Source organism: Rhizobium sp. A22-96 (assembly GCF_053521805.1).
Window position 1 is genome coordinate 154,209 of sequence record NZ_JBNWDQ010000008.1, and the last position, 17,815, is coordinate 172,023.

The 17,815-nt window shown below is 56.5% G+C and carries 21 protein-coding genes and 1 pseudogene; 15 read left to right on the forward strand and 7 right to left on the reverse strand.

Features of this window, described 5'->3' with window-relative positions:
• The 6 genes from ACQZ6F_RS30250 (at position 1) to ACQZ6F_RS30275 (ending at position 3,793) form a co-directional block, all read left to right on the forward strand.
• Entirely contained in the window at positions 1-939 is a 939-nt protein-coding gene (locus ACQZ6F_RS30250; protein WP_449094904.1) for a DUF4123 domain-containing protein, read from the forward strand.
• A gap of 362 nt (positions 940-1,301) precedes the next feature.
• Positions 1,302-1,466 (forward strand): NucA/NucB deoxyribonuclease domain-containing protein, encoded by a 165-nt coding sequence (locus ACQZ6F_RS30255; protein WP_404944594.1) that lies wholly within the window; start codon positions 1,302-1,304, stop codon positions 1,464-1,466.
• Between the two features lie 2 nt (positions 1,467-1,468).
• On the forward strand, positions 1,469-1,957 hold the full coding sequence (gene comJ, locus ACQZ6F_RS30260; RefSeq protein WP_449094905.1) for a competence protein ComJ: 489 nt from the start codon (positions 1,469-1,471) through the stop codon (positions 1,955-1,957).
• Between the two features lie 27 nt (positions 1,958-1,984).
• Positions 1,985-2,467: an N-acetyltransferase family protein gene (locus ACQZ6F_RS30265; protein WP_449094906.1), complete on the forward strand. Its 483-nt coding sequence runs from the start codon at positions 1,985-1,987 to the stop codon at positions 2,465-2,467.
• Positions 2,468-2,530: 63 nt separating this feature from the next.
• On the forward strand, positions 2,531-2,830 hold the full coding sequence (locus ACQZ6F_RS30270; protein ID WP_077470539.1) for a PAAR domain-containing protein: 300 nt from the start codon (positions 2,531-2,533) through the stop codon (positions 2,828-2,830).
• Between the two features lie 114 nt (positions 2,831-2,944).
• The gene (locus ACQZ6F_RS30275) at positions 2,945-3,793 is read left to right on the forward strand and encodes a sugar phosphate isomerase/epimerase family protein (protein WP_449094907.1); all 849 of its coding nucleotides are present in this window, start codon (positions 2,945-2,947) and stop codon (positions 3,791-3,793) included.
• A 15-nt stretch (positions 3,794-3,808) separates the two neighbouring features.
• Here ACQZ6F_RS30275 and ACQZ6F_RS30280 read toward each other — a convergent pair whose 3' ends face one another.
• Positions 3,809-4,696, reverse strand: coding sequence for a sugar phosphate isomerase/epimerase family protein (locus tag ACQZ6F_RS30280; protein WP_449094908.1), 888 nt, complete (start codon positions 4,694-4,696; stop codon positions 3,809-3,811).
• Between the two features lie 122 nt (positions 4,697-4,818).
• Here ACQZ6F_RS30280 and ACQZ6F_RS30285 point away from each other — a divergent pair, with 122 nt between their 5' ends.
• Positions 4,819-6,306 carry a GMC oxidoreductase gene (locus ACQZ6F_RS30285; RefSeq protein WP_449094909.1) on the forward strand — a complete coding sequence of 496 codons (1,488 nt, stop codon included), beginning with the start codon at positions 4,819-4,821 and terminating at the stop codon, positions 6,304-6,306.
• Positions 6,307-6,761: 455 nt separating this feature from the next.
• Here ACQZ6F_RS30285 and ACQZ6F_RS30290 read toward each other — a convergent pair whose 3' ends face one another.
• Positions 6,762-7,517, reverse strand: a complete 756-nt coding sequence (locus ACQZ6F_RS30290) for an SDR family NAD(P)-dependent oxidoreductase (protein ID WP_449094910.1) — start codon at positions 7,515-7,517, stop codon at positions 6,762-6,764.
• Between the two features lie 119 nt (positions 7,518-7,636).
• Here ACQZ6F_RS30290 and ACQZ6F_RS30295 point away from each other — a divergent pair, with 119 nt between their 5' ends.
• From ACQZ6F_RS30295 to ACQZ6F_RS30315, 5 genes are all read left to right on the forward strand, one after another.
• Positions 7,637-8,539: a LysR family transcriptional regulator gene (locus tag ACQZ6F_RS30295; RefSeq protein ID WP_449094911.1), complete on the forward strand. Its 903-nt coding sequence runs from the start codon at positions 7,637-7,639 to the stop codon at positions 8,537-8,539.
• A 773-nt stretch (positions 8,540-9,312) separates the two neighbouring features.
• Positions 9,313-9,576, forward strand: a complete 264-nt coding sequence (locus ACQZ6F_RS30300; RefSeq protein WP_077470543.1) for a phosphopantetheine-binding protein — start codon at positions 9,313-9,315, stop codon at positions 9,574-9,576.
• Entirely contained in the window at positions 9,573-10,595 is a 1,023-nt protein-coding gene (locus ACQZ6F_RS30305) for a hypothetical protein (protein ID WP_449094912.1), read from the forward strand. Before ACQZ6F_RS30300 ends, ACQZ6F_RS30305 begins: the two co-directional genes overlap by 4 nt.
• A 331-nt stretch (positions 10,596-10,926) precedes the next feature.
• Entirely contained in the window at positions 10,927-11,136 is a 210-nt protein-coding gene (locus tag ACQZ6F_RS30310) for a hypothetical protein (RefSeq protein WP_449094913.1), read from the forward strand.
• Positions 11,133-12,107, forward strand: a complete 975-nt coding sequence (locus tag ACQZ6F_RS30315) for a D-2-hydroxyacid dehydrogenase family protein (RefSeq protein ID WP_449094914.1) — start codon at positions 11,133-11,135, stop codon at positions 12,105-12,107. Before ACQZ6F_RS30310 ends, ACQZ6F_RS30315 begins: the two co-directional genes overlap by 4 nt.
• Positions 12,108-12,210: 103 nt before the next feature.
• Here ACQZ6F_RS30315 and ACQZ6F_RS30320 read toward each other — a convergent pair whose 3' ends face one another.
• Together ACQZ6F_RS30320 and ACQZ6F_RS30325 are read right to left on the reverse strand one after the other, a co-directional pair.
• Entirely contained in the window at positions 12,211-12,834 is a 624-nt protein-coding gene (locus ACQZ6F_RS30320; protein WP_449095063.1) for an isochorismatase family protein, read from the reverse strand.
• Positions 12,835-12,876: 42 nt separating this feature from the next.
• Positions 12,877-12,948: pseudogene (locus ACQZ6F_RS30325) on the reverse strand (twin-arginine translocation signal domain-containing protein); the annotation flags it as partial.
• 152 nt (positions 12,949-13,100) lie between these two features.
• Here ACQZ6F_RS30325 and ACQZ6F_RS30330 point away from each other — a divergent pair.
• Positions 13,101-14,012, forward strand: a complete 912-nt coding sequence (locus tag ACQZ6F_RS30330) for a LysR substrate-binding domain-containing protein (RefSeq protein WP_449094915.1) — start codon at positions 13,101-13,103, stop codon at positions 14,010-14,012.
• Positions 14,013-14,043: 31 nt separating this feature from the next.
• Here ACQZ6F_RS30330 and ACQZ6F_RS30335 read toward each other — a convergent pair whose 3' ends face one another.
• Both ACQZ6F_RS30335 and ACQZ6F_RS30340 read right to left on the reverse strand, forming a co-directional pair.
• Entirely contained in the window at positions 14,044-15,108 is a 1,065-nt protein-coding gene (locus ACQZ6F_RS30335; protein WP_449094916.1) for a magnesium transporter CorA family protein, read from the reverse strand.
• 301 nt (positions 15,109-15,409) lie between these two features.
• A complete protein-coding gene (locus tag ACQZ6F_RS30340) occupies positions 15,410-15,913 on the reverse strand; it encodes a hypothetical protein (RefSeq protein ID WP_449094917.1) in 504 nt (167 codons plus the stop codon).
• A gap of 124 nt (positions 15,914-16,037) precedes the next feature.
• Here ACQZ6F_RS30340 and ACQZ6F_RS30345 point away from each other — a divergent pair, with 124 nt between their 5' ends.
• On the forward strand, positions 16,038-16,622 hold the full coding sequence (locus ACQZ6F_RS30345; RefSeq protein WP_449094918.1) for an IMPACT family protein: 585 nt from the start codon (positions 16,038-16,040) through the stop codon (positions 16,620-16,622).
• A gap of 167 nt (positions 16,623-16,789) precedes the next feature.
• Positions 16,790-17,095 carry a hypothetical protein gene (locus tag ACQZ6F_RS30350; protein ID WP_449094919.1) on the forward strand — a complete coding sequence of 102 codons (306 nt, stop codon included), beginning with the start codon at positions 16,790-16,792 and terminating at the stop codon, positions 17,093-17,095.
• 239 nt (positions 17,096-17,334) lie between these two features.
• Here ACQZ6F_RS30350 and ACQZ6F_RS30355 read toward each other — a convergent pair whose 3' ends face one another.
• A complete protein-coding gene (locus ACQZ6F_RS30355) occupies positions 17,335-17,814 on the reverse strand; it encodes a lysozyme inhibitor LprI family protein (protein WP_449094920.1) in 480 nt (159 codons plus the stop codon).
• Position 17,815 lies beyond the last annotated feature (1 nt).

A 17,815-nucleotide genomic window follows, 5' to 3' on the forward strand; every position in this document is an offset into this window, starting at 1 on the left:
ATGGATGCCGCTCCACTCGATACTGCGGATACCGACGAAACAAGCCGTGTTTTCCAGGCGGCGCTCGACGCCATGCCCAGACCATTGTTTGCCGTACTTGACGGCGGGCATTTCGATGATCTGGAGGACGAATTGGCGGAGGCCGGGATTATGAGCCGCTCGCTGTTCCTGAAAGGTGGCGACACCGCCATGCGGCGAGACGGGCCATGGCTGGTTACGTTGAGAGACAGGAAGACACATGAGCACGTTGAACGACTCGCGCTCGAAAAGCCATGCGCCGTCTTCTGGTCGTGTCCCGACGGGGAACAGGCATTGTGGCGGCATTTGCGTAGCATCAATCAAGTATTGGTGCCGGATGACAGGGTCCCGGAAAATAACGGGCAGGCAGGTAAGTCCATTGCCTATGAGCGCGTATTGTTCCGGCATTGGGACCCGAATGTGCTGGGCAGCTTCATGCCGTTGCTCTCCGTCAAGCAGTTCGCGCGCGTCCTTGGGCCGGCAACTGCAATCCTTACCAAAGTCACGGATACCGGCAGGTTCAAGCGCGCACTCAGACCGAAAAATTTACCTGAAGCGCCGAAAGGTCCGCTCAGATTCGAGTTGGCACAGATCGAGCCGGTCTCTAAGGCAAAATTTCGGGTGATGAATGAGCGGGTGTCCGAATATCTTTGCTCTGTTGCCGAGGAGAAAACCAAAGAATTCTCAGGGGATGAGTTTTCAGCATTTGTTGAGAACTCGATCAAGGAATCGAGTGATCTTGGGGTCACCTCCGAGGGGGCGCACTGCCGTTGGGCTTACATGAAGCTTGTGTCCGGGGGGCGGATCACCGCCTCTCCGCACGTTATTGGAGCGATGCGGGCGGACGACATCGACATGCCGCCCAATGAGCGGGTCAAGATTCTCATGCAGAAGATCATCCAAGAGATGAGGGGAGGCTGACGTTGGCAGCAATCTTGCTCTATCCACCTTTTTGGGTGGCAGTTGGAGAGGCGGCTTCCGCGGCAGCCCCTTGGGTCGCCGGTGCGCTGGGCATAGCTGTGACTGCGAAAGTCGCTTCAGACCATATGAGCAAGGCGGAGGATCAGGCCAAGGCACGAGACGAAGCCGGAACGGATACGTGTACGACCGGAAACTGCCCCTGCCATGGCGTCGCGGTGATTTCGAAAAGCAGATATCCGGAGTCCGCGCAACACATACTGGATGCACAGGCGGCCGGCCAGCCGTCAATCTTGACAATCGACCGACCGAATGCTCCCCTGCGGAGAGCGGCTGCAACCGGCAGCTTCCCGAGGGAGCCAGGAATGCAGCCCGATGAATATCCGCCCGCAATGTTTTTGGAAGGCGGCGCCGGCGCCAGCGTGCGCAATATCACCGCTGGTGACAATATGGGCGCCGGGGCTTCTATGGGCAATCAGCTCCGAAAGTATCGAGACGGTTGTAAAGCCACTATTATCGTTGGACCTTGATCATGGCTGAAATATTTCCACTTTTCATTAGCTACCAACAAGTAGCTGTATTCGATCCCAACCTGGACGATCCCTTTAACGACTGGGGACCGCGTCATGTCTCGCAAGGGTTTTCATGGCGCGCTGAAAGCGTTTCGTTCAGAGTTCCAGACGGGGAAGGATGTATCGTCGAAGTGCTTCTGGGCAATGAGCCTTCAACACTTACCGGTGTGTCTACGCGCGAAATCTTGACACCCTTTGAAGTCGCGAAGGACAAGCTCGTCGCTGTCGGGTCGATTACCGAGGAGCACAATGTTTCAATTCCGAACGGGGCGAAGTATCAATTGACTTTCGAATTGTTGCCTGCCGGAGTGCACGGGGACAATAAATTCGACCATGCTATACGATTCAGATTCGTGAAAGCAGATAACCCCATTTTTGAAATCCGTAAGGCAGATGGCGAGATGGACACATCTTCGCCGCTGGATCTGCATGCAAGACCAGCTCAGTGAGTTAGTGTGTCGCCCTGTCGTGTAGATATGGATCATGAAGGCGCTGCCGATATCCTGTGCAGGCCGATGGAGGAACGTGACTCTGCTCGCATTCACGATATCCATACTGATTGTATAATGCTCTCCTTAGGCGAGCATTATACCTCGCTTCAAATCAGGACGTGGCTGGAAGGACGCACTCCTCATGGCTATTTGTATGGGGCAATGACCGGAGAGAATTATATCGTTGCCGAACAAAAAGGATTGCTTGTTGCATTTATCAGCTGGCGTGGAGATGAGTTGCGCTCGCTATTTGTTTGCCCTGAAAGGCAGCAATCCGGAATTGGTTCTCTCTTGCTCGAGTGCGATGATCGACTGGCTGATGTCAGATATGTGCAGGCAACTCTGAACGCGGTTGGCTTCTACAGGAAATTCGGTTTCCAGCCTGCGTCGACTGGTCACGTAGAGAAGCGAGGCGTCAGGATTCCATATGTACATATGCGGAAGCCCGACGTTCACCCCACGCATTGAGGTCAGCCGTAGCACGGACCTTCGTATCGCTGGACGCGGAAACAGTAGCTTGAGGAGACTGATTTGGGTCAACCAGTAACGCTCAAAGGCCAAATGCACTTTTGCCCGGCGTGTGATCCAGGGCCGAAGCCGCATGTGGGTGGCCCGGTACAGACCACCAGCCAGGACTTCGTCAAAGTGAACGGTATTCCCATTGCCACGGTCGGCGACAAGTGCCTGTGCACGGGCGTCCCGACTACGGCGGCGATTACCGGGGGGTCATCGATAGCAAACATCAACGGCAACAAGGTCGCGCGCATGGGTGATTCCTGCGAGCACGGCGGTCGACTGTCGCAGGGCGAGGCGTGGTTGAGGTTTGACTAGCTGTTCGCGTCTCAGCCAAATCTAGCTTATCCCGTCCTTTAACCGATTGATCGGCTTTATATTGGCTGACATAGTTCCGCCGCGTACCCGCCCATAGCAAGCAAAGATCCATCGATGACCGAACCAGCCAAGCCATCCACTTTGTCCGTTTCCGCTCGCCCCTTGGCGAAAATCAGCCTGAAATGGGGCATGGTCGAGGAGCCTTCGCTTTCCATCCTGGAGAAGTTCCAGCTCCTGCGGGATCTCGGTTATGATGGGGTTGAGCTCGACTCGCCCAATGATTTGCCGCTCGACGAGGTGTTGAATGCCCGCGACAAGACCGGGCTCCATATCCCCGGCCTCGTCAATGCCGTGCACTGGAAGCGTCCGCTGACGGATCCGGATCCATCGGCGCGCCAGGCTTGCGTCGATTCGATGATCAAGTCGCTTCATGATGCAAAGCTCTATGGTGCCACGACAGTGTTGCTCGTTCCCGGCGTTGTCAATGCAGGTACAAGTTACAAGACCGCTTACGCAAGAGCCAGCGAGGAAATCGCCAAGATCCTGCCCGCCGCGGAAGAGAGCGGCGTATCGATCGCACTCGAAAACGTGTGGAACGACTTTCTGCTGAGCCCGCTCGAGGCGGCGGATTTCATCGATCGTTTCAACCATCCCAAGCTCGGCTGGTATTTCGATGTCGGCAATGTTCTGCGCTACGGCCGGCCGACACATTGGATTGAGGCGCTCGGCAAGCGCATCCTGAAGATCGATATCAAGGAATACAGCCTCGAAAAGATGAACAGCCAAGGCCCGTGGAAGGGCTTCGATGTCGAGCTGGGCGAGGGCGACTGCGATTGGGCTGCGGTCAACAAGGCCCTGTCTGATATCGGCTATTCCGGCTGGGCCTCGATCGAGGTGCCGGGAGGCGACCGACATCGCCTCGCCGATCTCAAGAAGCGCGTCGACCGTATCGCCGCGCTCTAGTCTGGATAACAATGTTCAGCGGCCGGCAGCGGCTGCAAACATCGCTTTCGCATTCTTCAGGCCGGTTTCGCAGCCGAACTGCGCCGGCTCGTTGCCCTCATATTCAAGCGAGACGAAGCCGTCATAGCCTGAGGCGACGATGTCTTCGACGATCGACTGAACAGGCAGGTCGCCATAGCCGAAGACCGCGCCGCGGATTGCCTGACCGCCGACCGTCTTCAGCCAGTCCGCGCCGGGCGCTGTCTGGCGTACATAGAAATCCTTGAGGTGGACGAAACTTGCCTGAGAGAGGCAGGCCCGCGTCCCCGTCAGGGGATTCTCATCGACGCAGAGGAAATTGCCGATATCGACGGTCAGCTTGAAGTTCGGCAGGTTGACGGCATGCTGAAGCCGCCTGATCCGCTCGCTCGAGTTCATGAAGAAGCCGTGATCCTCGACGCTGGTGGTCACGTCATAGCGTCCGGCATGTGCAGCAAGCTCATGGGTGGCTTCGGCGATTGCCGGGAAAGCCGCTTCGAACTGGCCCGGCTCCGTCGCACGGAGCGACCATGGCACGACATCGTGGCGCAGGAAGCGGACGCCGAGCTTGTCGCAGAGCTCGACATAACGCTTCAGCCGGCCAAGCTGGAATGCTCGCTGGCCGTCATCGATGAAGTTACCTGATGTGCAGAGACCGGAAAGCGGCACGTCGCTTTTCTGCGATGCGCCCTTCAGCCTCTCCACCATCTGTGTGTCATCGCAGAGTTCATATTGCAGGTCCTGCCCCTCGGGCGCGACGGAATGCGTCGCCAGTTCGACATGATCGCCGCCATGTTCGCTGACCCACGCAAAGACATCCTCGATCTGCATGGCGCCGCTTTGCATCAACGAACGGAAACTGTATGAACTCAAACCTATCTTCATCGTGCCTCTCCTCGAGCGCTGTCATCAAAACTTTGTTCGACAACTTAACAATCCCTGTTGACTTCGGCTACGATACATCTTTGTCTAAAATCAAATTGATTTAACAATGGGGAATAGCAGGAATGTCTCGTCAGTCTGCCGACGTCGTCATCATCGGAAGTGGCCCGACCGGCTCGGCCTATGCGCGTGTCATCAGGAATAATTGGCCGGAAGCGCGCATTCTGATGGTTGAAGCCGGCCCGCAGATTCTGCCGCAAAAAGGCGCACATCTCGACAATATCGTCGATCCCGAGGAGCGCGCGGCCTTCGAAGTACACGCCCAGGGCGGCGACCGCAGCCCGCGCATGCCGATCAACAAGGAAGAGTGGGAAGCCCGCAGAGCCGGTGGCTTCGATCATTCGCTGCTGCGCCGCTCGGGACTTTTCATCGCCAACGACGCCGACGCCCAGGATGAAAACCTCTTTGCCGGCTTCTCGGCAGCCAATGTCGGCGGCATGGGCACGAAATGGTCGACTGGTACGCCGGTACCATCCGAGATCGAACTGGTGCCCTTCATCCCCACCGACGAGATGCACAATGCTCTGGCCGTGTCAGCAAAGCTGCTCGGCACCAACAAGGACCCACACGCCGGCGATGCTGCAGCCATCGCCATGCGCGAGCGCCTGGGCGAGGTCTTCAACCCCGGTCGTACGCCCGATCGATTCGTCCAGCCGATGCCGCTTGCTGCGACGCCCGGTCCCCATGGCCTGCGCTACCACGGCACCGACGTCGTGCTCGGCAACCTCGTCGATGAACCGGAGGAAAGCTTTTATATTCTCTCCGAAACCGCCTGCCGCCGCGTGATTCATGAAAATGGCCATGTCACGGGTGTCGAGCTTTCCCGCTCCGGTTCGGAAGAAACTTTCATCGTCGCCGCCGGCACGGTCGTTGTTGCTTGTGACTCGCTGCACTCCCCGCAGCTGCTCTATGCTTCGCACATCCGTCCCGAAGCGCTCGGCCGCTACATCAACGACCACTATATCGTCTCGCAGATCACAGAGATGCAGACCGATGTGCCCATGACCGCGATGAGCTGGATTCCGGCCACCGCTGATCTTCCCTTCTCGGTCACCATCGCCCCGGCCAGCCTACGTAGCATGCCGCATGCCAGCGAAATGAGTGGCCAGCCGGTCGGCATGGGTGTTTTCGTGCCCTCAGATCTCGGCGCCGATAACCGCGTCACCTTCGACGACAATCGCCGTGACTGGCTCGGCCTGCCCGCTATTTCCATCCACTGGCGTCAGTCGGAAGGCGACAAGGCGCGCCTGGAAGAGGCCAAGGGTCAGGCTCAGCGGATTTCCGCCATTATCGGTCGCCCGGCCCCCGGTTTTGCTACCTTCGTGCAGCCCGTCGGCTCGTCGCTGCATTATCAGGGCACGATCCGCATGGGCGAACGCGACGATGGCACCAGCGTCTGCGACAGGAACTCCAGGGTTTGGGGCTTCGACAACCTCTATGTCGCCGGCAATGGCGTTATTCCCACGATGACCGCCACCAATCCGACCCTGTTCAGCGTCGCTCTCGCCAGCATCGGCGCCAGCGAAATCGCTGCCGCTCGCCGCACCGCATGACTGTGAGATTGTCAGAATAACGATGTAAAGACGCGAGGTTCTAGCGGTCGACCGCGGCCAGATGGGCAAGAGCCATGCTCTGGCTCATCGCAACTATCCCGGCTTCAACATCGCTAACCTCGTCAATCGTTCGGCTCTCGACTTGCGGGAGGTGCTACGTTCCTGTTCCTTGCGCCGCGCCTATCTTCGGGCTTCGAAGAGTTCAAGCCTGTTGACCGGGATCCGGCCCCTCATCAGACCCACGAAGGTTGAATGGAAATAGGAAATATAGCCAACGGCTTGCGCAACAACGCACGCAGGAGAACGATGGTGGCGACAACGAGAATCGCGTGTAAGTTTGATGATGTCGCCACCATGCCTTTTGGGGCACTAAGCCGTTAACGTGAGAGCATCCCTGCAAAAATTTAAGAAGCAAACCCTGCAGGGGGCACACCATCGCAACATGATGATGTGGCTCAGATCTGTGCTGAACCGCCGTCGACAAAGAGCTCCGCACCGTTGACGAAGCTCGCATCGTCGGAAGCCAGGAACAAAACCGCCTTGGCAATTTCTTCCGGTTGGCCGACGCGGCCGAGCGGAACCGTGCTGGCAAGATAGTCGAGCAGGCCCTGCTGCTGGGCTTCATCCGGACCGGCCAGGTCGACTAGGCCGGGTGTGTGGACCGGGCCGGGGCTGATGGCGTTGATGCGAATGCCGCGCTCCTTCACATCGAGAACCCAACTGCGCACGAGATTACGCACGGCTGCCTTGGAAGCGCTGTAGACGCTGAAATTGGCTGTGCCTTTCTTGCTTGTGGTCGAGCTGGTGACGATGACGGAAGCGCCATCAGACAGGAGCGGCAAGGCCTTCTGCACCGTAAAGATGAGGCCTTTCACGTTTCGATTGAAGGTGTCCTCGTACTGTTCTTCGGTGATCGCGCCGAGGGGCAGCATGCTACCGCCGCCAGCATTGGAAAAGAGAACATCGATACGGCCCTTCTGAGCCTTGATGGTCTCATAGAGGCGATCGAGTTCTTCGAGCTTTGCTGAGTCAGCCTGAATGCCTGTTGCATTGATACCGATTGCTGTGACAGCAGCGTCAAGCTCGGCCTTGCGGCGGCCGGTGACATAAACATGGGCCCCTTCAGCGGCAAACAGCTTGGCTGTCGCGAGGCCGATACCGGTCGAACCACCCGTGACGACGGCGATCTTACCTTCTAGTCTTCTAGACATGAGAAATACTCCATTTGGTTGTTACAGGTGGCAGGTAAGAGCTATAGAATTTGCATAAAGATCGATTTTTTGTTTTCTTAATCCACCTAAATGCATAATGGACTGAGAGGTCTCTCCGCTTGAACCAACTGCTCGCTATCAGGACGTTCGTTCGTATCGCAGAATCGGGGACTTTCGCCAAAGCCGCGGACGCGCTGCGTCTTCCGCACTCGACAGCGAGCAAGCTCATTGCCGATCTGGAAGACCATCTCGGCACAAAGCTCATTCAGCGCACGACGCGCACCATCAGCGTGACACCGGAAGGCGCGGAATATTATCAGCGAGCCATTCGTCTGCTGGCGGATGTAGACGAAATGGACGCGCTTGCTGCCAGCACGCGAGCGCAGCCGAAAGGTCGCTTGCGTGTCGACATCGGTTCGTCGCTCGCCAATTTCATCCTGATCCCGTCGCTGCCCGACTTCCGTGCCCTTTATCCCGAGATCGAGATACATCTCGGCGTCAGTGACCGACCGATCGACCTCGTTAATGAAGGTGTCGATTGCGTCATCCGCGGGGGCGCTTTGGCAGACACGTCATTGATCGCGCGGCGCATTTGCGAATTGAGCTATGTGACCTGCGCAGCGCCTTCATACATCGCAAAGCGTGGCACGCCGGCCCATCCTGCCGATCTGGAAGATGATCACGTTTTGACGAGCTATTTTTCGTCGCTGACCGGAAAGCCTTTCCCGCTCTATTTTCATCGGGCCGATGAGCTGGTTGAAATCGGCATGAGCTCGATGTCGGCAGTCAACGAGAGCACCGCACATCTGAGTAGCCTCATTGCGGGCCTCGGTATTGGGCAGACATTCCGCCACTTGGCTCAACCTCATATCAACAACGGGAGTCTCGTTCCTATTTTGGAAGCGTGGTCTCGCCCACGCCATCCCCTGTACGTAATGTATCCATCCAATAGACATCTCAATGCCAAGTTGCGCGTCTTTGTCGATTGGGTGGCCGATGTCTTCTCCAGGATTGACAGTTGACGACACGTTGCTCGCGTCGCGCCCGGCGCCGTTGGAGATCGCCAGCACGGGGGCGGTTTTCACGGCACGGCATGGCACAGGGGTGTAAAGGTCAATGCGGTTGCGCAGATCGAGATGAAGACCGAAGGATCTGCGATCCGGTGGCCCGTAGGCGGAAGAGATGATCGGGCGTGTCGTATTGAAGCCGACGATCAAGCCGCGTGTCTGCGCAGAGGCGTTGCCGACACGCGTATTACTCGCTTACAGGGAAGCGCGGCGTATCTCAGGCTAGATCATTCGCTTTCGTTGTCTCTGTATCAGACGCCTCGTGTGGAGAAATCTCTCGCAGCCAGCTGTGAGAATGATGATGAAAGGGCTGGAATTCATGCCTCAGCGGAGTCTCTGAAGGATGCATAAGTTATGATTGGATCGAGATGTGATAATTCCATAATACATCTTATCTGATAAATCTTGCGAGCACGGTCCATTCTATTTCCAAGTGCGACATGCCAGTGATTCCAACGTTTAGAGAAGCGGAGCTGAAGCCTCCTCCTCCGGGGTATATGCCGCCCAGAACAGCAGGATCGCGTGCGCTTTGAGAATACGGATGTTGGATTTTTGAGACGATTACTTATGTGTCGACCGTGTCTGGCTACCCAAGTTAGACAACGTCACTTTGAGGCGATCCGCCAAATGAAAAATTCGCTCTAAACGAGCATTTTTGCACTCGACAAAATATATTAAAATTGTTTTAAGTTTTATACATAGATACCTCAGACATCGAGAGACAATCTATGGTGCAAAAACGACGGCAGCAAATAATTACGTGGGTGCAACAATATTTCTCAGATTATTTTCATTATCCCGCAGAGCATTTTACTCTCGATCTCAGTTTGAGAGATGATCTTCAATTCACGTCGCAGTCCCTCGTCGACGTTGGTCGGGACATTAATAAATCACAATTTACTTCGGCGCGTGTAACTCCAAAAGAAATAGTCGACTGCCAGACAATAGGTGACATCGTAAATCTCATTTGGAATTTGGAGAAAGCTAAATGAGGGCGCTTTTCGTCGCGGTTTTGATCCTCATTATTCCGATGAATACGGTGAATGCAGCGGACAAAAGCCTTCAGGATATACTTGATCCGTATACGAACTCGGATGGCCATATCAACGTTCAGGCGCTGGAAGATGCTTTGGCAAAGGAACGCCAAAAAAAGGCGGATGCCATAAAGAAGAACTCGTCGGGAACCGCGGCATATCTGAGGGACAGTTTCACGGATCTCGGCTTCTTCGGAGAGGATCGGTTCAATCTTTCTAAGTCCAAGGGTGCTTCTGTATCCTTTACAAAGGATCGGGTCGCACATGATAACGAACTGAATTTCAAGGGTGTTCTATTCCTTTCGACATTCAGTGACGGCAGTTACGGAGGAAGATATACCGGCTGGTCGATTGGCCCTTACATTGGCGCTAATGTGGATCGCCACTCAGCCCGATCCAAAAAGGATTCGGAGACTTACATAGGCGGCGTGGCAGCCGAACTTGGGACGGATTATGCTGGCTTTGATCAGTTTTATCGGTTGAGTACCGGTGGAGTGCGGGATGTCGTTGCAAACACGACATCGCTGAAAGTAAAAGCAGAATTCTTTCCGGTTCTGCGTCGCGAACCGGACAACCCTCTCAGCTGTATCGGTCGCCCATGCACAATTCCCGACATTGATCTACTTTATGTCCTGACGCCCGAATTGTTTGCCATCTATGGAAACTCCTTCGAGAACCATGGTGACGCCTTTTCGGGGGAAAGGGACGACTTGCGGCTCGGGGGGCAAGTCTCGCTCCTCCTCCAGCCCGCGTTCTTACAGAAAACTGCTCTCTCGCGCCTCTATGGAAGAATTACCTATCAATGGGCTGAGGAAGTCATGTCGAGCAAGCCTTTTTACAATCTCGATTTTTCGACATGGTACAATCTCGACGAGGATGGGCACATCGCGCTTTCCGCCAGTTATACCCGTGGACGCGACGAAGATACGGCAGAGCGGCTTGACAAGCTCGTCGTCGGGCTAACGGGTAAGTTCTAGGTTAATCCGAGCCAATGTATGTAACCACACACAGAAAATCTGCGTATCCGAGGCCGGAGTTCCGACGGTGCCGGGGAACGAGTTTTCGATTTTCGCGATCAGCTCATGCGGGAGCTCGATAGACTTTTGGCTAGATCAGCCCGTTTGTTTGTCAAAATCAGTTGCGGACCATCAATATTGCGAAATGCCCCAGGCTCCGGTTTTCATACACCTAGGCTATTCGGGAACATGCAACCCAATTGCAAGGCGATGCAATGAATTTGCCGGGATGTAGCATGACAATAATCGCCCAAAGGTATAGATTTCTCTTTGAATACTCAGGGAGGTTCTCGTGGAAGTGCCCGATACCCTTGTCGTTGACCTGTTGGTTTTCCTGAAAGCTGGCCCCCGGCCGTACCGTGAAGTCATGGACGCCTGGCGGACGAGTTGCCCGCGCCTGCCCGTTTGGGAGGATGCGGTGGATCTCGGCCTTGTCGAGCGCGAACATGATTCCGTCGTGCTGACGGAGGCGGGAAGAAAAGTGCTGGCATTGCAGTCATGAAGGTTACAATTCTCGATGACTGGCACGATACGCTTCGGCATCTGCCTTGTTTCGCCAAGCTCGGTGGTCACGACGTCGAGATCTGGAACGATCATGTCGAAGACGAGGACGAACTGGTCCGTCGCCTGTCCGAGACAGAGGCGTTGGTTCTGATCCGTGAGCGCTCCCGCATTCAAGGCTCCCTGCTCGACCGCCTGCCCAAGCTCCGGCTGATCAGCCAGCGCAGTGTCTATCCGCATGTCGACGTTCCCGGCTGCACACGAAACGGCGTGCTGCTTTGCTCCAACATGCATTCCGAAACACCGTCCTATGCGGCGGCCGAGTTGACCTGGGCGCTTGTTCTTGCGGCTGCCCGTCAGCTTCCAGCGCAAGTTGCTTCGCTCAAGGCCGGCGGATGGATTTCGGGTGTTGGCCACACATTGAGAGGAAAAGTTCTCGGCATCTATGGCTGGGGCCGCATCGGCGAGGTTGTCGCGGGCTATGGCCGTGCTTTTGGCATGGAAGTGCTTGTTTGGGCGCGTGATGCGTCCCGCGACCGCGCGAAGAGCCAGGGCTGGGCCGTTGCCCAAAGCAAAGAGGCATTCTTCGCCTCCTGCGACGTTGTCTCGCTCCATATGCGGCTGGTGCCGGCTACGCGCGGGATCGTGACCGGTGCTGATCTCGCATTGATGAAGCCATCCGCGATCCTCGTGAATACAAGCCGTGCGCCCTTGATCGAGCCCGGAGCTTTGGTCGCAGCATTGAAGGCTGGGCGCCCCGGCATGGCGGCGGTCGATGTGTTCGAAACCGAGCCGTTGCGTGACATAGCCGATCCGCTGATCAACTTACCGAATGTCGTGGCAACCCCACATATAGGCTACGTCACGCAGGAAGAGTTCGACCTCCAATTCTCAGACGTGTTCGATCAGATCAATGCCTTTGCGGCGGGTTCCCCGATCAACGTCATCAATCCTGAAGCGCTCAATCGCTAGGAGGTCTTTCGAAGCATGGGTGCTTCGAGAGGATGGCGGACACGGATCTCCGTCTCCGCCATTGGTCGAGCGTGTGTCATGAGCGAGGTCATGACGCGACCTGCTACTTGGCGTGGGATTGGGCGATCTGGCCGACGAGCTTAGCCCAGGGCATATCAAGGGCTTCATAAACAGCACCAGCTTCAGGACGCCCATTGTCCTTCAGGATTTCGACCATTAGCGTCGCATAATCCGAAAGAATGACGCCGGCCTGCAGCATGCGCAGGAGACCTGCCTCATGCTTCGTCTCACTGAAGGTCCCCGATGCATCGACGGCGACATAGGAATCATAACCCTTGCCAATCGCGGTGATGGCTGGAAATGCTGCGCAGACCTCGAGAGAGATGCCGGCGAAGATCAGTTTCTTGCGGCCGGTCGCCTCGATGGCCTTTGCGACGCTCGGATCGTCGAAGGCGTTTACCGACGAGCGGTCGATGATATGCGCACCCGGCAATGCCTCTACCAACTCTGGGAAGGTCGGTCCCCACATGCTGTCGCGTGCCGTGGTGGTGACGACGATCGGAAGTTTGAGCGCCTTGGCGGCCTTCGCCAGTGCGACGACATTGTGCTTCAGCTCCCCGGTCGAGAAATCGCGGACACCTGTCATCAGGCCGATCTGGTGGTCGACGAGGACGAGCGCGGCGTTGTCGGAGGTCAGTGGTTCATAGGGGCGGAGTTGGTCGGTCATTGCATTCTCCTGTAATCGGCGTTGATGAAATGCGGCGGCAAGCGAAGGCGCGATTCCGATGATGGTGGTCGCTGCTCCGATTGCTGCAGCCTGGAGGAACTGACGCCGTTCCATGATGCCTCCGTAAAGTTCCCGATCAGCACTTTTGCTGCACCCGGGGTCGCGACTGTTTGCTGGCGACGAATGGAATTTATGCGCTGGACCTTCGTCTAAGAAGCCATCAGAATGACAACATAGCGTCCTGTATGTTGGACGATGGAGGGGGCATGCTCGATCTCAACGACTTCTTCTATTTCGTTCAGGTGGTCGATCGCGGCGGCTTCACCGCCGCCGGGCGTACGTTGCGCATGCCCAAATCCACGCTGAGCCATCGCATCCTTCAGCTCGAGGCGGAGCTCGGCGTTCGGTTGCTGAACCGCACATCGCGGCGCTTCGCCATGACTGACGCCGGCAGCGAGTTCTATCGGCACGCGGTTGGAATGCTGCAGCAGGCCGAGCAGGCAGAGACGGCGATCCGCCATAGGTTGACCGAGCCGACCGGCACGGTGCGATTTACGGCGGGCCTGGCCACGACGCAGTTTGCGATGCGCGACATGGTCGCCGATTTCCTGGTCCGATTTCCGAAAGTGAACGTCGTCGGCCATGCGACGGATCAGACCGTCGATATCGTCGGCGAGAACTTCGATGTGGCGATCAGAGCCCATTCCGCCCCTTTGCCGGATTCGACGCTGGTGCAGCGGACGCTGGCACCGGCGCCCTGGTTTCTCTTCGCCGGTGCCGCCTACCTCGATGCCCATGGTGGATTGGAGACGCCGCAGGATCTCACCAGGCACCCATCACTGTTCATGATGCGGACCAGAGTCTCGCCAACCTGGCGTCTCCGCCACAGCAGCGAAGGTACCGACGAAGTGGTGATGCCCCTCACCCCGCGCCTTCTGAGCGACGATATGGTTGGCCTCAAGCAGGCAGCGATCGCGGGCCTCGGGATCGTCGCCCTGCCCGGCTACATCTGCCGCGACGAGCTGCGCTCAGGCCAATTGCACCGTGTTCTCCCCGACTGGCTTGCGGGCGACTCCACACTCACGGCACTGATCCCTTACCGACAAGGCCTGCTGCCGTCTGTGCGCGCCTTCATCGATCATCTGGCCGCAGAGTTTCCCAAAGTCGTGCTCATGTAGGTCGTCCATCGAAGGGGACAGAATTCCAGCTCTAGAACCAGCCCTTTATTTTGAACCAAACCAGCGGGATGATGGCGCTGAGGATGATCACCGCCCAACCGTATTGGTAGCCCCAGGCCCAATCATATTCCGGCATGTTCTTGAAGTTCATGCCATAGACACCGGCCATCAAGGTCGGCGGAATGCCGACAATCGAGACGATCGTCAAAACCTTGAAGACGTCGTTCTGGGCTATGCCGATCAAGCCTACCAAAGCGTCGAGAACGAATTGCACCTTGTTGGCCAGCTGCTCTTCATAATCCGATAGCGAATGGATGTCCTGGCGCAGGTTGACGACGCGTGGCCTGAGCGCCCCACCTGCCCAATCGCAGGCATTCTGCTCCGCATAGGCAATGACACGCGCAAGCCCCAGAAGACCATCGCGCAACTCCGAGAGCCGATCGCCGAGGCGCCCCACCTGACGCAATTGGCCGCGCAGAACCCGATTGGCTCGCGCAGGATGGCGGCCACGGGGATCATCAGCGCGAAAGGCGTCTATCGACAGTCCATTCAATTCCGCGGCCAGATGTTCAAGAATGTCGGCGACATGATCCACGATCTCTTCGCAAAGCATGGCAAACACTTCAATGCTCGACTTGGGAGCGTCCTGGCCGGCAGCAAATTTGCCCGCAACCGCATCAAAGGTCGGCAACTGCATGAATCGGACGGTGACGAGCCTGTCGGTTGACAATACGAATCCCAGCGGCGGAGTAGCTTGCGCGCCTTCAGGGCGCCGTGCCGCAGACGGTGTGCTCATGTAAAGGATGCCATCCTTGTTCTTGAGGCGGCTGGATGCTTCGATCTCGCTGAGCGCACCCAAGGATGGCAACTTTGCGCCGACGAGCTTTTCGACGTTTGCTACTTCCTCAACGGAGGGATTAACGAGATCGATCCACAGCGCATTGCTCGCGATATCGCCGGCCTTTCCGGTCGGATGACTAGCCTGGATAGGAAATGTATTCAGCATCGCTTGTGATGATCCCTTGATTGAACTTAGAAGTTGATATTGCTTAGAAGTGGTGCTTAACTTGTCGGTATCAGTGGCGACGCGAAGCACGACTACCGGGAAATCGCATCCACATCAGGAACGCACTTCAGAAATTGGGCGTGCACTTGTCTACTCAAGAACCAGTGAGATCTTTCTTTTGTCCGTCCATGATGATGTCGCTGTGCAGCATCTGTTGAGTTGCGCATATCCGTAGTTGTATTCGCGGGCGGATGCCTTGGCAGAAAGTGTTTTCGCGGCCGAGCTGCATCTTCAATATCACGCTCGGCCAAACATGCTTGAGGCCGAAGCATCCTTTTAGGAACTTCGGCCTCTCATCCGTATTAACCTGCTTAAGCCTCGTCGAAGGTTACTAAGCTATGTTTTCTGCCTTCGGCTTGCGGCCTCTTTTCGGCTTTGCATCGCTTTCAGCTGTTGCAGGAGACTTCGCCCTGGACGCTTTTGCTGCAGCCGTCTTCGGAGCAATACCCTTCCCTGCCGTCTTTGCCGCATTCAACAATGTGGCGCGGCGCTTGCGATTTTCTTCAAGCGCCTGCTGAAAGCCGGCATCATTCTCTGCATGGTGCGCGAGATCGTCGAGGAACTCTGCTACATCCTTGAGGGTTTCTACCACGACATAGCTCAAGCCCTTTCCGGCATTGACCGAGTCGCGTCCGATGCTGACACCGAAGCCACCCGGTACACGCTGGAACCAAGTGGAACGCCATTTTTTGAAGCCGGCGGCATCCCGCTCATATTCTTCCAGATATGCTTTCTGTTCCGCCACCCTGGAGCGGAAGGTGTCAATAACGGTCTTTGTTCCTGCTTTGGGTTTATCAGCCTTCTTTGAAGACCATTTTTCAAGAAAATCTGTCACTGTCTCATTCTCCATAGGACGGCTTCTCACGTGTAGCAGTACCGTCGGCAGCCACCGTTAGCACGACACCCATGGAACTGCTAACCTGCTTTCCAACGCTCATTGAAATTAGCTAGGAAGTCTCATGTTTGCGATCGTTTCGATCACAACCGCTAACCAGGAAATCAAGCGAAGCCGGTTCGTTGCGACCGCGGCCCCTGTCGTGAGCATGGAGGCAGCGAAGGAATTTGTCGCCCAATACTCGGTCACCGATGCAAATCACAACTGCTGGGCGTGGCGTATCGGACAGAACTATCGGTTCAGTGATGATGGCGAGCCGAGCGGCACGGCAGGCAAACCTATTCTCCAGGCCATCGATGGCCTGGAACTGGACATGGTTGCAGTGGTCGTGACGCGCTGGTTTGGCGGTACGCTCTTGGGAAGCGGCGGATTGATCCGTGCCTATGGAGGGACTGCCGCTATCTGCCTTCAGGCAGCAGAGACGAGGGAAATTGTTCCGACAGTAGCGATGACGATCGGCGTGTCGTTTTCGGACCTTGCCCTGTTAAAGGCAAGACTTCTCGCGCAATCAGGCGTTCAGATTAGCGATGAGAGTTTTACAGGCTCGGGAGCCATTCTTGGTGTGACGGTAGCAACGTCGGTTGCCGAGCAGGTTATTGGGAATATAAGGGATCTGACGAGCGGGCGGGCGACGATAGATGCAGGCTGAAAAAGGCACCGCGAGCATCCAACCTGTCGGCTATACCGACTTCCCGGCAGCGCTGGATGTTGCAGCGGCCATCGTCAGATTGTCGGGCGCAGGATAGCCTTATACTTCACGTTGTGTTCATCTTTTGAATAATAAGGTTTCCTTGCTAATGACAAGGAAACGAATCAATGAAGAAATTTTTCATAGTCGCCATTGCCGGCACGATGCTCTCCGCACCCTTTGCAAATGCCCAGGAATGGCCACGCAATCATCGTGATCACAGGTCCGGCGAGGCTCATCGCAACGTGCCTCCGCGCGACGCGGGCCGCCGCGGATGGGGTCCGCATCGCGGCAATGATGGCCCCGGCTATTATCACGGCTATCGGGGTTATCGCGATCGGCGTCCGGGCTACCGTCGTAACAAGGACGGCCTTTGGTACCCGGCGGCCGCCTTCGCGCTTGGCGCGATCATCGGCGGCGCGCTGAATAACTAATCATGGCATCCCCGGACGGAAGCAAAGGGGGACAACGTTTCCCTCAAATCAAGGCTTCCGTAGGAGGAGGTGCGACCGCCGCTTGCAAGAGGCTGTCGGTGTCAAAATAGCATAGAAAGCGATAGCGGTAGGGCCGTCCCACCGCTATCACCATATCCGGCCTCCTTTTCACAGAGCCGGCGCGATAGCGGCAAGCAGCAAGAGCCGAGTAATGCGATTGGGAGCTTGCCCCGGCATGTTCATTTGTCGATATCCAGAACGCGCACATAACTTTCGAGCAGCAAAGCCCTGTCTCTGGTCAGATCGGTCGCGGCGTCGGCCTCCATGGGGGCGTACATACTTCCTTGCGTGGTGGCAAAAAGGCTTTCTCGAGCACGTGCCTCCATGTCTCGATATGCAATCCAGCCGCGCTGAGCGGCCCTTAGATCTTGCCCGGCCTGGCTTGGCAACTCGTTCAGAAGCTTCGAGTAGGCTAGGTTCATCCGCTTGTCATAAGAGGCAAGCGCTTTTGTCTCGCACGCGGTCTGGTCACCGGTCGAACCATTTTTGGGGTCTTGCAGACAAGTATCAAGGCTTTGACCGGTTGCATCCTTCAGTTGTCCGGCCTTTACGGGCAGAAAAACGAGTTGCGATGCTACCAGTATGGTCAAACATCTGAGCATGGAGTTCATGGTAGGTATAACCCCGTTGATCGAGACCGCGCTGCCCTTGAATGCCATT